We start from the raw sequence: 14,486 nt of genomic DNA on the forward strand, positions 1-14,486 counted from the left end.
GACGCGGCCCGGGGACCCAACCCTCCCCCGGCTGGTTCAGCCGTCGAAAGCGCGGGCCTGGAGCGGGGCCAGGCGGGGCGCCAGCTCGCACCACACCACTTTCCCGCCGTTCTCGCCGTTCTCACCGTTCTCGCTGTTCTCGCCGTCGGCGGGCGTGGTCCCCCAGCCGATGGACAGGAGCCGGACGACGTGCAGCCCCCAGCCGTTCGACGGGCCGGGTTCGCGCGGCTCGGGCAGCCGCTCCCCGGCGTCGCCCACCTCGACCCGCACCAGCCCCGCGCTGCCCCGCATCCTCAGGGACGGCGGCCCGTCGCCGTGCACGAGCGCGTTGGTCACCAGCTCGGAGACCACGAGCAGGACGTCCTCGTGGTAGCCCTGATAGCCGCACTCGGCCAGGGCCTGACGGACGATCCGGCGCGCCGCCGTGATGCTGCCCATCTCCTTCGGCAGGGGCGTGTCCACCTGGTACCGCCCGGCCTCCTCGCTGACCACCCCTCTACTCTCGGGGAGCCACCATCCGATCACGAGACGCATCCGCGCCAGGACGCCCGGTACACCTGTGGGACGCGACATGGTGCAAGTGCGTCAGTCGAGCAGCCCTTCCCTGCGGGCCAGCGCGACCGCCTCCAGCTTGGACCTGGCGCCCAGCTTCTCCAGCACGTGCTGCACGTGGTTGCGCGCCGTGTTGCGGGCCACGCCGAGCCGTTCGCCGATCTCGCGCGTGCCGACGCCCTCGGCCAGCAGCAGCAGCGTCTCCCGTTCGCGGGCCGTCAGCGCCGACCCCAGGCGCCCGGCACGCCCGGTCAGCCGGTCGAGCACCCCGGGCAGCAGCCCGGGCGCGAACACCACCCCGCCGGCCGCCACCTCCCGCACCGCCGACTCCAGCTCCCCCAGCCGGGACGACTTCACCACCAGCCCGGCGCCGCCCGCCGCCACCGCCCTGGCCGCCACGGAGACGGTCGCCTCGCCGGTCAGCACCAGCACCCGCGCCTTGGGCGCCGCCGCCGCGAGCCTGCCGATGGCCGCGATCGCGTCGCCGTCGGGCAGCCGCCGGTCGAGCACGACGACGTCCGGCTGGAACCTGCCGGTCTCGGCCACCGCCCCGGCGATGCTGCCGGTCTGGGCCACCACCTCGATGTCGGGCACCCGCGCCAGCGCCAGCCCGATGGCCTCGGCGACCATGGCGTGATCCTCCACGAGGACCACCCGGATCGAAGGGGAAGTCGCCATTGCCCGAAGTCGCCTCTGTCCGCGGTTTCCGCTTCCCGCGCGGGCGTACCCAGGCCCGGCGTCATGAGCAGTGTCCCACGGCCCGCCGCCCGGCGCACCGCCCGCCCGTGTGCGCCGGCGCGGTTCGCTCAGGGCTTCCAGGGCAGGCGGCGGTTCTTGAAGGATGGGTACTTGGTCTCCCAGTAGCGCCAGCCCTCGACCCTGGCGGGGATGTTGGCCATTCCGCTGGCGACCTTGACGTCGCGGCACGAGCCCATCACCTGCCAGGCCGACCAGCCGACGCGGTAGCCGAAGACGCGGTACCACAGATGGCCGTACATCCCCTTGGTGATCTCCCGGCTGTATTCGTGGCCGGTGAAGACCATGTGACGCTCTTCGAGGTGCGGAAGCCCCATCCGGCGCATCTCGCGCACCACTTCGCGAGTGGTGATCGGTTCCACGCGGGTGAGCGGTTCATTGTTGGAGATGGCCCTCCGCCTCTCGTTCTCGGTCTCCAGGAACGCGCGGACCTCGTGCTCCCTCGTGACCGACGCCGTGACCGTGCCGCCGGGGCCGTCGACGTAGTTGGTGCGGGGCAGGAAGAAGTTGCGCGGAGAGAGCATGTGCACCTTGAAGAACAGGTGCGGGCTGCATCTGCTGCCGTGAATGAGGGGGAAGTGGCGGCGGCGGTTGCGGCGGTCGACGGTGTCGGCCCTGCCGGTGGTGTCAGCGGTGCCGGTGGTGTCGGCCGCGCCGGCGGTGTCAGCGGTCTCGACGGTGCGGTCGGTGCGCTCGGTGTCGTCGTCGTCCGCTCTCGCCGCCGGTACCAGGGCGGCGAGCAGGGCCATCGAAAGAGAGCCGCTCACCGCCCATCTCATCGCGTGACGCGCCTTGGGCCGGGCGGATTTGGCTGGGGCAGTTGTCCGTGAATTGGGAGTGGACATGTACCGTACCTTTCGGAACCTTTCGGAATGCGTCAGGCCGGAATCCGGCCTCTGCCGCCCGCCGAGCGGGCCGACAAGATCGGTACGATGGTTACAGTTGCCGCGAGGCGATCTTCAACGCCACGCCGCAGGCGAATTTCCCATGCTGGGAAAGCGCCGGTGAAAAAGTGTCAATATCAGGCCGCCCCTTTCACACACCCTCATCAGGGTGTTCCGGCGTCGCCGCGCCCGTGTCCGGAAAGCCGGACAAGGGCCGGATGACCTGCTGTGACGCGGCCCGCAGGGCCGTCCGGACCGGCCAGGACGGTCATTCACGGGAGAAATCTGAGACTTTCTCCCGACCTTCGAGGAGAATATCGGCTGTGCCCTCAGTGTCGCCCCCTGTGTCGCACTCCGCGTCGCCCTCCGCGTCGCCGGTGCTGCGTCTTGTGCGGGCCGTCGTGTTCGCGACGGTCTGCGGCGCGGTGTCGGCGGGTGGGCACGCGCTGGCGGGCGGCGGCCTCGTGCCGTTCGAGGTCTACCTGGCCGGGGTGCTGGCCGCGCTCGGGCTGGCGTACCTGATCGACGGGCGCGAGCGTGGCCCCGCGGCCGTGCTCGTGGCGACCGTGAGCACGCAGATGCTGCTGCACCAGCTCTTCGAGCGACTCACGCCCGACGCCCTGACCGGTCCGGCGCACGGGCATCCCGCGCCCGGCATGGCGCTGGTCCACCTCACGACGGCGGCGCTGTCGGCCTGGTGGCTGCACCGGGGCGAGCGCGCGCTGTGGCTCATGATCAGCCTCTACGGCGCGCCGCGGCCGATCGTCCCGCTGCCCGCCGCCGTCCCGGTCGAGGCCGTCCGGCCCTCGTGGCGGCCAGTCACCCCGTACCTGACCGGGTACGCGGGAAGGACCGTCTCCGGCGCGATCCTCAGGCGAGGCCCACCCCAGGGGCTCAGGCACTTCAGCTGAAGCACCAGTCCCTCGGCGCGTCCAGCGGGGCGCGTACTCTCGCCTGTGTCCGGACGGCGCCGCGCGCGTCCGGAAGATCGTTTCTGGAGACCCATCATGGCGTTCCTGCCACGACAGATCATCGGGGCGGCGCTCGCGTGCGCCCTCGTCCTGATATTCCCGGCCTCGCCGGCGTTCGCGCACGACGCGCTCAAGAGCAGTTCACCGGCCAAGGACGCGCAGGTCGGCTCGGTCGACGAGATCGAGCTCGAATACAGCGCGAGCGTGAAGTTCCCGTTCGTCGTGCTGCACGACGCGGCGGGCAAGGAGGTCCCGCTCGGCAAGCCGGTGCTCGACGGGCCGAAGGTGCTCACCGACGTCCCGCAGCCGCTCCCGCCGGGCCCGTACGTCATCGCCTGGCGGGTCGTTTCGTCCGACGGGCATCCCATCGAAGGCGAAATCCCCTTCAGCGTGAAAGGATCACCTTCTCCATCGGCTTCGCCCTCGTCCATCGGCGGGGGGCCGACGGCGAGCACACCGCCCCAGGCGGCCGTGCCCGCCGCGGCGGCCGGCGAGCGGCCCGCGGCATCGGCGGGCGTTCCCGGCTGGATCTGGGGCGGGCTGGTGGTGCTTGTCGTGCTGGGCGCGTTCGTTCTGATCCGGACCGCGCGCCGCGGCCCAGATCGGGAGGAAGTGGATGCGGGTTGAGGAAGCCAGACAGATCGCTCGGCAGTGGGTGCTGGCGGAGGGCACCGCGCTGCCGGGCTTCGACGGGGCCTTCCTGACCGGGTCGGCCCTGTGGGCCGACCCGGCCGACGAGCTGGCCGCGACCTCGGACGTGGACGTCATCGTGGTCGCGGACCAGCCCGCCCGCCTGGGTAAATTCGCCTACCGCGGCATCCTGCTCGAGGTCTCCTCCCTGTCCGGGCTGGGCTCCACGCACGAGGTGCTGAGCGACTACCACCTGGCCGGCAGCTTCCACCTCCCGTGCGTGCTGGCCGACCCGTCGGGGCGGCTGACCGAGATCCAGCAGGTGGTCTCGCGCGACTTCGCCGAGCGGCCGTGGATCCTGGCCAGGTGCACCAACGCCATGGACCGGGTGCGCGGGTTCATCAACGGCATCGACGAGCGCGCGCCCCTGCCCGACCAGGTCAACTCGTGGCTGTTCGGCACCGGGGTGACCACCCACGTGCTGCTGGTGGCGGCGCTGCGCAACCCCACGATCCGCCGCCGCTACGAGGCCGTGCGCGACCTGCTCGCCGAGCACGGGCGGCTGGACTTCCACGAGAGCCTGCTCGAACTGCTGGGCTCCGCGAACCTGAGCGCGGCCCGGGTCGAGCGGCACCTGGCCGTGCTGGAGAAGGTGTACGACGCCGCGGCGGCCCTCCGCGTCCCCTCCTACCCGTTCGACTCGGACATCACCCCGGCGGCGCGGCCCATCGCCATCGACGGCACCCGCGAGCTCATCCAGTGCGGCCTGCACCGGGAGGCGGTCTTCTGGCTGGTGGCCACCTACGCGCGCTGCCTGGCCAAGCGGGCCGCGGCGGGCGAACAGGCGGGCGAGCAGGCAGGCGAGTCGGGCTACGAGGACGGCTTCCGCGAGCTGCTGGCCGACCTCGGGGCGGAGACGCGCCGGGACCGGCGCCGCAAGGGGGATCTGGTCCTGGCGGCGCTGCCCGGCGTGTGGCAGACCGCGATGGCCCTCTGCTGACCCTAGGCGCGCCGCAGCGACCTGGTCAGGCCCGCGGCGATGGTCGTGGCCAGCACCCAACCGGCGGCGATCAGCCCGTACGCGAGCCACTGCGTCCCGCCGCCGGGGTTGAACGCCTTCTCCTGCCCGAAGTCGATGATCGGCAGCAGCAGGTCCAGCGTGTAGACGAGCGGGTGGAACGGCGGCGCCTCCCCCGGCTTCAGCGGCGGCGGCTCGGCCAGGCCGAACACGATCGTGCCCACGGCCAGGAGCGCCAGCAGCCAGGCGCCCGCGCGTAAGGGGCGGAAGCCGTACCCGACGGTGATGTCCTGGAGGTGGCCCCAGAACGCGGCGTACCACGGGAGGGTGGCGCGCCGCCGCTGCTGGCTGGCCAGGAGCGTGTCGCGGGCGTCGGCGTCGCTGCCCAGCCGCCGGTACGTCGCGGCGAGCTGCTCGTAGGCGTGCGGCAGGTAGCCGTCGGGATCCCTGCGCAGCCAGCCGAGCCGCCTGGCGGCGGGCAGCATGGGGTCGAGCACCTCGTACGCGAGCCCGTCCATGCGCATGGCGTCCGGCCAGACTCCGGGGTCGTCGCGCATGACGCCGATGCGCGCGTGGCGCAGCTCCACCGTGCCCCGGACGGGTACGGCGGTCCGCAGGGCCAGCTCGCGCGCCTCGACCCGCCAGCATTTGAGCGCCACCTCGCCGGGGGCCTCCAGGGTGGCCTCGTCGAAGCACAGGCGGCTGCCGACCTGGGCGTTGGTCAGCCGGACCCGGCCCTGCGCGGAGAAGCCGGTGCAGAGGTTGAGCACCTTGCCGACCGTGATGCCGTTGGCGGTCAGGGCCGAGCCGCCGGGGTTGGCCAGCCTGGCGCCCTCGAAGTGCGCGGGGCCGGTCACGGAGGCGTCGAGCAGGCTGATCTCGCCCTCCGCGGTCATCCCGTCGCGGGCGAGCAGGGCGCCGTCCACCGTGAGTCCGTCGCCGGCCAGGGCCACGCCGCCCGGGTTGCGCAGGGTGGCGCCGTCGAGGCTGAGCGAGCGGGTGATCGCGGCGCCGCCCAGGCGTACCTGGCCCTCGGCCTCGACCAGCGACAGGAACAGGCCGCCCTCGGCGTTGAGCCCGCCGCAGCGCACGGCGATGCCGCCGGGGTTGCGCACGCGCGAGCCGCGGAGCGTGAGCGGCCCTGCGACGCGGGCGGAGCGCACGCAGATCTCCCCGTCGACCGTCATCCCCCGGGCGAACAGGCCCACCTGGGCGGTCAGGTTGGACGCCTCCAGGGCCATGCCGCCGGGGGCGTGCAGGCGGGCGTCGTCGAGGTTGACCGCGGCGCCGATCCGCGCGGCCGTGAGGATGATCTCGCCGTGGCTGCTGAAGCCGTCCTGGGCCCGCAGGTTGCCCCCGACGTCGAGGTGCTCGCCGGTGATGACGGCGCCGCCCGGGTTCTCCAGATGGGCGCGGTTGAGGTTGAGGCTGCCGCTGACGCGGGCGCCCGACAGGCGCACCTCGCCGGTGACGTGGCAGCCGGCCAGCCGCAGGTTGCCCTCCACCTGGAGGTTCGAGGCGATCAGGCCGGGCAGCGTGGAGCCGCTCAGGCTGAGGAAGCGGGTGCGCGCCTGGTACAGGTCGGGCGCCTCGTCGAACGCGCACTGCTCAAGGGTGATCGGGAAGCCGATCTCGGCGAAGGCCAGGTGGAGCAGGCCGGTGATCCGGGCGCCGATGAGCCGCAGGGCGGGCTTGGGCCCGTCGTGCTCGCCGAGGAGCACCTCGGCCAGGGCCTGCGCGCGCACGACCGGGTCGAGGTCCCCCGAGCGCAGGTCGACTTCCCCGCCGTAGGGCACGGCTTCGGCCACGGCGCGCTCGGATGGGTGGAGATCGGTGATTTTCACACGGCCATCTTGCGCCGCTCGCCGAAGATCCGCAGCCGATCCCGGTGACCGTCTATGCGCGGACGTCCAGCCCCAGGGCGGTGGCCACGACCGTCGCCTGGAACGGGTCAATGACCGCGTTCCTGAGCGTGACGGTGAGCGGGTCGAGCGTGCTCAGGTCGCTGCCGCGCAGGTCGCATCGCGTCAGGTCGGCGCCGCGCAGCGACACCCCCGACAGGTCGGCCCGCCGCAGCTCGGCGCCCTCCAGCCGGGCGCCCGACAGGTCGGCCTCCCGCAGCCGGGTGCCGCGGAAGACGCTGCCCCGCAGGTCGGCGCCGGCCAGGCCGACGTAGGACCAGTCGCCGCCCTCGACCTTGAGCAGCCCGTACGTGCACCCGTCGAACACGCTGCCGGTCAGCTTGCACCCCTCGAACGTGGCGTCGAAGAACGAGCACCGCGTGAACGTGCAATTGAGGAAGCGGGCGTCGTCGTGCGCCGAGACGTTGAAGCGCACGTTGCTGAAGTGGCACTCCTCGAAGGAGGAGCCGTGGTCGACCAGCTCGGTCATGTCCACGTCCTGGAACAGCACCCGGCGATAGCTCTCGCCGGAGATCTCCTCGCTGTCCCAGTCGGTGGACCAGATCGTCTTCTCGGTGGGCTGGATCATGCGAACAAACTAGCGGATCAGGACCGCTTCGCGATGGCCGTGATGAGCGGTTGCACGAGCTTGGCCGCCAGGGGCCCGAAGGCCGCCAGGATGAGAACGTACGCCGCCGCCAGCGCGCCCAGGTCCGGATGGGCGCCCGCGCCCACCGCCAGGCCCGCGATGACGATGTTGAACTCGCCGCGCGGGATGAGCGCGATGCCCGCCCGCGCCTGGCCCGCCTTGCCGATGCCCGCCCGCCTGGCCGCGTACGCGCCGGTCAGCAGCTTGGTGACCATGCTGACCAGGGCGAGCAGCGCGGCCAGCCCGGCCACGGGCAGGATCTTCGCCGGGTCGGTCTGCAGACCGAAGAAGACGAAGAACACCGCTGCGAACAGGTCGCGCAGCGGCGCCAGCAGCGCCTGCGCTTCCTCGGCGAGCTCGCCGGACAGCGCGATCCCGACCAGGAACGCGCCGACCGCGGCCGACACGTTCAGCTGCTGGGCGAGCCCGGCCACGAGCAGGGCGAGCCCGACCACCTTGAGCAGCAGCACCTCGTTGTTGGGGCTGGCCACGAACGCCTCGATGAAGCGCCCGAACTTGAGCGCCACGACCAGCACCACGCTCACGGTCAGCAGCGCGACGCCCACCGCGACCGCCCCGCTGGCCAGGCTCAGCCCGGCCAGCATGGTCGTCAGGACCGGCAGGTAGACGGCCATCGTCAGGTCTTCGAAGACCAGCAGCGACAGCACCGTCGGCGTCTCGCGGTTGCCGATCCACCCCAGGTCGGACAGCACCTTGGCGGTGATGCCCGAGGAGGTGGCGTATGTGACGCCCGCCATCGCCACGGCCGCGACCGGGCCCCAGCCCAGCAACAACGCGCAGATCGCGCCGGGGGCGGCGTTCAGCACCAGGTCGACGATGCCCGCGCGGACGTTGCCGGTCAGGCTCGTGACGAGCTCGTCGGCGTTGTACTCCAGGCCGAGCGTCAGCAGCAGCAGGACGACGCCCAGCTCCGCGCCGACGGAGACGAAGTCGTCGCTGGTCGCCAGCGGCAGCACCCCGCCGGTCCCGAACGCCAGGCCGGCGATCAGGTAGAGCGGGATGGGCGAGATGCCCACGCGCAGCGCGAGGGCGCCCAGGATTCCCAGGGCAAGAACGATGGCGCCGAACTCGAGAAAAAGAACCGCGGTATGGTGCACCCGCGGCTCTACCCGTCCGACAGGATGCCGGCCACCTCGGCGGTGGTGTCCTCGCTGCCCACGACGACCACGACGTCGCCCGCGGCGAACACGAAGTCGGGGCCGGGGCTGGCGAAGACCCGCCCGCCGCGCACGACGGCCACGATGGAGGCGCTGGTACGGGTCCGCACGCGGGCGTCGCCCATGGGACGCCCGGCGTAGGGAGAGCCGTCGGGGACGGGGAGCTGCACGCTGACCAGGCCCTCGACCTGCTCGTGCAGCTGGTTGAGCCGCTGCACGATGCGGGGCGCGCCGAGGAGCTCGGCCAGGGCGTCGGCCTCCTCGTCGTTGAGCTTGACCACGTGGCAGACGGCGTCGGGGTCGTCCGCGTCGTAGATCACCAGGTCCCGGCGGCCGGTGCGGTGGGACACGACGCCGACCCGCTGACCTTTCCGGGTGGTGAAGTCGTGTCGTAGCCCGATTCCCGGCAGCGCTGTCTGTTCGACCTCCACCTATTCCCCAACCTGCTCAGATCCGCCTATTTCCAACTAAACCCTACCAACGCGGAGTGGTCGTCCGGCTTCGTGCAAGTGCCGCAGGGCTTGGCCCCACGACGCGAACAGGCCGCATTCGACGTAGTCGATGCCGAGCTGCCGGCAGTGGTCGCGGACGATGGGCTGCGCCCTGCGCAGGTTCGCGGTCGGCATGCTGGGGAACAGGTGGTGCTCGATCTGGTAGTTCAGGCCGCCGAGCGCGGTGTTGACCAGGCGGCCGCCGCGCACGTTCCTGGAGGTCAGGACCTGGCGGCGGAGGAAGTCCAGCTCGTCCTCGGCGGTCAGGACCGGCATGCCCTTGTGGTTCGGCGCGAACGTGCAGCCGAGGTAGATGCCGTAGCAGGCCTGGTGCACGACCACGAACACCAGCGCCGCGCCGAAGGGCAGGACGAGGAAGACCGCACCCAGGTAGACGAGCACGTGCGCGGTCAGCAGCAGCCCTTCGAGCCCTCGGCTCTTGAGCGAGGGGCGGCGCAGCGCGCGGAAGCTCGACACCTTCAGGTTCACGCCTTCGAGGGTGAGCAGCGGGAAGAACAGGAACGCCTGCCAGCGCCCGATGAACCGGGGTATGCCGCGCGACTGCTCGGCCTGCTTCTGCGACCAGACCAGGATGTCGGGCGCGACGTCGGGGTCGTGCTCCTCGTGGTTGGGGTTGGCGTGGTGGCGCGTGTGCTTGTCCATCCACCAGCCGTAGCTGAGCCCGACGGCCAGGTTGCCCACGAGCAGCCCGGCGATCCTGCTGGTGCGCCGCGACCTGGAGATCTGCCCGTGCGCCAGGTCGTGGGCCAGGAGCGTCACCTGGGCGAAGGCCACGGCGAGCAGCACCGCGACCGGGATCTGCCACCAGGAGTCCCCGACCAGGGCGAACAGCGCCCAGCTCCCCGCGAACAGGCCGCCCACCAGGGAGATCCTGGCCGCGTAGTAGCCCGGTCGCTTGTCCAGCAGCCCCGCCTCGGCGATCCGGCGTGACAGCCTTGCGAAGTCGCTGCCGCGCTGAACGGCGGCGGTCCCCACAGTCCCCACTTTTCTCTCCGATGCTGACGATTGATAGGTGATCAGTCATCAGCATCGCGAGAGACGGGGCCCGGCGGACCCCCGCTGTCACCCGTTCTCTTGGTAGTGCACGCCCTACCACCGGGGGCGCCCGGTGGGCGCCCCCGCCGCCTGGGGACAGGGCCGGCCCGTCGCACTCAGCGTGGCACCGGACGACCTCACCTGGTGGGGAATGGCGGGCGGCGGGGACACCGGCTCAGATCGACTGCAGGGCCGCCGCGTCGCCGTAGACGTGCAGCTCCGGACGGAAGGCCGCGAGGTAGGCGTCCCGGTCGCGGAAGGTGGCGACCAGGGCGTCCCCGTAGTCGATCAGTTGCCTGTGGGCTTCCCCGCGGGGCTCGTAGCGGGCGGACAGCAGCCGTTCGAGCAGGTCGGCGTCGCCGCCCGCCGCGCAGATGACGTCGGCCAGGAGCTCCGCGTCGTGCAGCGTGTAGCTCATGCCCATCCCGGTCATGGGGTGGCAGGCGAAGGCGGCCGAGCCCAGGAGCGCCGCGTTGCCCTTGTGGTACGCCTCCACCCGCATCGACGAGACCTTGATCCGCTGCCAGGTCGCGGGCTGGAGGACGTTGAAGGCGTCCGAGCTGTCGGTGACGAACTTCTTCAGCTCGTCGAGCAGTGCGGGGATGCCGTCCTCGAAGATCTCCTTGTCGTCCTCGGGGGGCAGGCCGACGAACACCCTGGCCTGGTCCCTGTTGATCGGATAGAGGTAGGCGAACCAGCCTTCGGAGCTGAAGTACAGCCGGTTGAGCTGGGCGACGCTGGCCGTCAGCGGTACGGTGGCCACCCGCATCAGCAGCCGCTCGTACGGCAGCGTGCGCTGCTCGATGTCGAGCGCCCGCCGCACGGCCGACTTGGTGCCGTCGGCGCCGATCACGACGCCGGCCCGCAGCCGGTTCCCGTTCGACAGCGTCAGCTCCTCGACGCGGCCGTCGCCGATCGCGATGTCGTCGATGCCGGCGTCGAACCAGAAGTCGACGCCCTCCATCACGCAGCTGGTGTAGATGAGCTCGACCAGCTCCCGGTAGGGGCGGACGAGGAAGCCTCCCTCCGGGAAGCGGCACTCCTGGATGGGGTCGCCGTCGTGGTAGTAGCGGATGGTGTCGCGCCTGAGGCCATGGCGTCCGACCAAGTCGGCCAGCCCGTGCCGGGCGAGCACCCGGAGCCCGGGGGGCTTGAGGAAGTCCGCGCCCGCGCTGGGGACCGAGGGTCCCTGCTCGATGACGACGACGCGCTGTCCGCGGCGACCCAGCAGTAAGGCGAGGAAGCAGCCGCCGAGCCCGGCGCCGACGATTGCTACGTCGCACGATGTGGTTGCCATGACGAGAGCCCTTTCGAATGGTTGAACTAGTTCGGGTTCCCGCGGGAACCCGCGAGCGGGCCCGGCTCGGCCGCTCGCGGCCGCGGAATGTGGTCCGTGGGGGGTGTGCGGGTCTCGGCAGGCAGCAACGCGTCGGCCTCCGCCGCCACGGTGGCGAGCGTCATGCGCAGCTCCAGCAGCATGCGGCGCGGTACTTTGATCATGACGTCGCCCGGGTCGGTCCGCAGCCGGGTGATCTTGGTGAGGGCCAGTGCGCCGATCAGCACGGAGATGGCCACGCACATCGCGAGCGCGCCGGCCAGCCCCGCGAAGGGGCCGGTCATGAACGGGTGGTCGATGACGACCGACACGACGGCGACGCCGACGGCCCCGCCGACCATGCGGGCCATGGTGGCCGCGCCGACGGCGGAGGCGTACTGGTGGGGGCGGGCGGCCAGGGTGGTGGCGACGGAGGTGCCCGGCGCGAGCGCGCCGACGCCGACGCCGACCACGACGCTGGCGATCAGGCCCCACACGGTGGGCCCGGCCTGCGTCAGCACGAGCACGCAGGCGCCGCCGCACAGCAGCGAGCCGGCGTAGATCAGCCCGTACGCGCCGACCCGCTTGACGACCTTTCCGGCCAGGAAGCTCGTCACGACGACCGCCACCGACGTGGGTGTCAGCCACATGGCCACCTCGAGCATGGGGTAGCCCAGGTGGAGCAGGTACAACGGCTGCACGGTCAGCAGCCCGTACGACAGAGCGCCGAAGCCCCAGGTCGCGAGCCAGCCCCAGACGAATCTGGGGCGCCGCCACAGGGCCAGGTCGATCGCGGGCAGGCGGTGGTGCCTGGCCTGCGCGAGCGCGCCGCCCAGCAGGGCCAGCGCGGCCAGCGCCAGCCACACCACGTCCATGCCCCAGGCCATCGCCTTGGAGATGGCCAGCACGATGACCGCGATGCCCGCGGCGAGCAGCCACGCGCCGAGGACGTCCGGCAGGCCCCTGGCCCCGGCGCGCTTACCCGGCGGAAGCGCGGCGCAGGCGATCAGGAGCGCGACGCCGATGACGACGTCGGGAACGAACAGGGCCCGCCAGCCGACGGAGACGACCAGCCAGCCGCCGCCCGCCTGCATGAGCAGGCAGCCCAGCCCGGAGGCGGAGCTCCACAGTGCGATCGCGCCGCGCCGCTGCGACTCCGGCAGCTCTCCGAGCAACAGCCCGAGGCTGGCCGGGATCATCGCCGCGGCACCGGCGCCCTGGACGGCCCGTGCCGCCAGGACGTACGACCAGGAGTCCACCAGGACGGTGGCGATGCCGCCCAGGACGAACACCACGAGCCCGACGGCCAGGACCCGTCGGCGGCCGAACAGGTCCGCCCAGCGGCCCGCGGTGGCCAGCAGCGCTGCGATCGGGATGAACGCCGCGCTGGTCAGCCAGACCAGGTCGCCCAGCGGCATGCCGGCCCCGGCGGGTGTGTACCGCAGGACTCCGACTGCCAGGGTGGTGGCCGTGGTGTCGGCCATCACCGTCAACATGACACCCGCGCCGACCAGCCGCAACATCACGGCGTGACGACGGTCGATGGTGCTCGTCCCCCGCGCTGGTGACGAACGCACGCGGTCACCTCCAAGCTATGAGTGGTCTCCGCCGACCGGCACACTCCGGCAGTGCGACCGGCGGAGGTGGATCGTTCCTTAAGCCCGAACAGTCAGGCGCCGTAGCGACCCGGCGAGAGCAGGCCGTCCGGGTCCAGGGCGGTCTTGAGCCGGTGCAGCATGCCGAGGCTGGCGGTGCTGGTCTCCGACCACACGTCGGCCGCCGCGTGGTCGATGTCGGAGCGGTAGATGGCGCACCCGTGGCCGCGCAGCAGGCAGTTGCCGTCGTTGCGGAGCTGGTGGGCGCGGTAGGGAGCGTCCGGCGCGCCCCGTTCGAAGAAGATCTGGATGACGCCGTTGGCCATGTGCCGGCTGACGAGGTTCCACTCGACCATGAGCGCGGTGGTGTGCGCGTCCACGGCCGTCTGGAGGGCGGCCAGGATGTGTTCGGTCCTGCGGGCGTGCGTCGGCATCAGCGGCATCAACGCCAGGAAGCCGGTCTGGCCCTCGTCGATCTGGTCGCAGGAGGTGACGCGGAGGGCGTTGCGCACGCCCAGGCAGGTGGGGATGCCCTGGGACATGAGCGCCCTTGGGTAGAGCGGGTCGTCGGGGCCCACCCCGGCCGCGTCGACCACGCGCAGCGCCTCGGCGCCCTCGACCTCGATGAGCGCCTTGCGCAGCAGCTCCTCGGCCAGTTCGACGGCGGCGTCGCTGCCGAGCAGCGGCCCCATGACGGTGAACAGGTCCGGGTCGACGCCCCTGGGCAGGAACCAGTCGCCGTGGCTCGGAACGAGCGCCAGCTCGCGCACGCGCAACATCCCGTCGGCGGGGTTGCCGCGGCGCAGGAACCCGGCGACCGCGTCGAGTGTGACGCCGACCTGGTCGCGCGGGATGCGGCCGTAAACGAGGCCGACGGTCTGCGGACGCGGCACGAGGGCGACGGCCATGGCGGTGACGATGCCCAGGTTGTGCTGGACGAAGGCGGGCGTCAGGTCGGGCCCGGCGACCCGGCCGTGGTAGCGCCCCACCGGGTCCAGCCCACCGGTGGTGACCACGCTGCCGTCGGCCAGCACGGCCTCCAGCCCGGCCACGTCGTGCACCCGGGAGCGGAAGGTGCCGTCGCCCCGGTCCAGGGCGTTGCCCACGACGGAGGTATCGGCACAGGAGTTGGTGACGTTCAGCATCCACGGGGTGTCGAGCAGCACCTCGGCGAGCTGTGCCTGGGTCACCCCGGGCTCGATCACCGCGAAGCCGGCCTCCAGGTCGAGGCCGCGGATGCGGTTCATGCCGCTCAGGTCGACGACCAGGTTGTCGTCCGTGACCGGCACGGCCGAGCCCATGCCCCAGTTCTTGCCGGTGCTGATCGGGTAGAGGCGGCGGCCGGTCCTCATGGCCTGCCGTACGAGTGCGCGAACCTCGTCGAGGCTGCGCGGCGAGTCGATGCCCGCCACGGAACGCGGTTGGTGACCCCCGACGTCGTGCGACTTCAGCTCCAGTCGCTCAAGTTCCTGCATGACTCTCCTCTTTCG

14 protein-coding genes are annotated in these 14,486 nt (G+C 71.9%); 3 read left to right on the forward strand and 11 right to left on the reverse strand.

Features of this window, described 5'->3' with window-relative positions; genetic code table 11:
- Positions 1-36: 36 nt before the first annotated feature.
- From ACIBQ1_RS16200 to ACIBQ1_RS16210, 3 genes are all read right to left on the reverse strand, one after another.
- A complete protein-coding gene (locus ACIBQ1_RS16200) occupies positions 37-534 on the reverse strand; it encodes an ATP-binding protein (RefSeq protein WP_397278128.1) in 498 nt (165 codons plus the stop codon).
- 51 nt (positions 535-585) lie between these two features.
- Positions 586-1,230 carry a response regulator transcription factor gene (locus ACIBQ1_RS16205; protein ID WP_397278130.1) on the reverse strand — a complete coding sequence of 215 codons (645 nt, stop codon included), beginning with the start codon at positions 1,228-1,230 and terminating at the stop codon, positions 586-588.
- A 128-nt stretch (positions 1,231-1,358) separates the two neighbouring features.
- Positions 1,359-2,075: a hypothetical protein gene (locus ACIBQ1_RS16210; RefSeq protein ID WP_397278132.1), complete on the reverse strand. Its 717-nt coding sequence runs from the start codon at positions 2,073-2,075 to the stop codon at positions 1,359-1,361.
- A gap of 461 nt (positions 2,076-2,536) precedes the next feature.
- Here ACIBQ1_RS16210 and ACIBQ1_RS16215 point away from each other — a divergent pair, with 461 nt between their 5' ends.
- The 3 genes from ACIBQ1_RS16215 (at position 2,537) to ACIBQ1_RS16225 (ending at position 4,793) form a co-directional block, all read left to right on the forward strand.
- A complete protein-coding gene (locus ACIBQ1_RS16215; protein WP_397278134.1) occupies positions 2,537-3,103 on the forward strand; it encodes a hypothetical protein in 567 nt (188 codons plus the stop codon).
- Positions 3,104-3,199: 96 nt separating this feature from the next.
- Entirely contained in the window at positions 3,200-3,790 is a 591-nt protein-coding gene (locus ACIBQ1_RS16220) for a copper resistance protein CopC (protein ID WP_397278136.1), read from the forward strand.
- A complete protein-coding gene (locus ACIBQ1_RS16225) occupies positions 3,780-4,793 on the forward strand; it encodes a hypothetical protein (RefSeq protein WP_397278138.1) in 1,014 nt (337 codons plus the stop codon). Before ACIBQ1_RS16220 ends, ACIBQ1_RS16225 begins: the two co-directional genes overlap by 11 nt.
- A 2-nt stretch (positions 4,794-4,795) precedes the next feature.
- On the opposite strand, the gene ACIBQ1_RS16230 is transcribed toward ACIBQ1_RS16225, so the two are convergent.
- From ACIBQ1_RS16230 to ACIBQ1_RS16265, 8 genes are all read right to left on the reverse strand, one after another.
- Positions 4,796-6,655: a hypothetical protein gene (locus tag ACIBQ1_RS16230; protein WP_397278140.1), complete on the reverse strand. Its 1,860-nt coding sequence runs from the start codon at positions 6,653-6,655 to the stop codon at positions 4,796-4,798.
- A 52-nt stretch (positions 6,656-6,707) separates the two neighbouring features.
- Positions 6,708-7,301, reverse strand: coding sequence for a pentapeptide repeat-containing protein (locus ACIBQ1_RS16235; protein ID WP_397278141.1), 594 nt, complete (start codon positions 7,299-7,301; stop codon positions 6,708-6,710).
- 17 nt (positions 7,302-7,318) lie between these two features.
- Positions 7,319-8,479: a cation:proton antiporter gene (locus ACIBQ1_RS16240; protein WP_397278143.1), complete on the reverse strand. Its 1,161-nt coding sequence runs from the start codon at positions 8,477-8,479 to the stop codon at positions 7,319-7,321.
- An 8-nt stretch (positions 8,480-8,487) separates the two neighbouring features.
- Positions 8,488-8,970 carry a cation:proton antiporter regulatory subunit gene (locus ACIBQ1_RS16245; RefSeq protein ID WP_366328598.1) on the reverse strand — a complete coding sequence of 161 codons (483 nt, stop codon included), beginning with the start codon at positions 8,968-8,970 and terminating at the stop codon, positions 8,488-8,490.
- Positions 8,971-9,006: 36 nt separating this feature from the next.
- Entirely contained in the window at positions 9,007-10,035 is a 1,029-nt protein-coding gene (locus tag ACIBQ1_RS16250; RefSeq protein WP_397278145.1) for a fatty acid desaturase family protein, read from the reverse strand.
- A 226-nt stretch (positions 10,036-10,261) separates the two neighbouring features.
- On the reverse strand, positions 10,262-11,383 hold the full coding sequence (locus tag ACIBQ1_RS16255) for an FAD-dependent monooxygenase (RefSeq protein WP_397278147.1): 1,122 nt from the start codon (positions 11,381-11,383) through the stop codon (positions 10,262-10,264).
- 26 nt (positions 11,384-11,409) lie between these two features.
- On the reverse strand, positions 11,410-12,978 hold the full coding sequence (locus tag ACIBQ1_RS16260; protein ID WP_397278149.1) for an MFS transporter: 1,569 nt from the start codon (positions 12,976-12,978) through the stop codon (positions 11,410-11,412).
- 92 nt (positions 12,979-13,070) lie between these two features.
- Positions 13,071-14,471: an FAD-binding oxidoreductase gene (locus ACIBQ1_RS16265; RefSeq protein ID WP_397278151.1), complete on the reverse strand. Its 1,401-nt coding sequence runs from the start codon at positions 14,469-14,471 to the stop codon at positions 13,071-13,073.
- Positions 14,472-14,486: the final 15 nt, after the last annotated feature.

Source organism: Nonomuraea sp. NPDC050153, assembly GCF_044460125.1.
In the GTDB taxonomy this organism is placed as follows: Bacteria; Actinomycetota; Actinomycetes; order Streptosporangiales; family Streptosporangiaceae; genus Nonomuraea.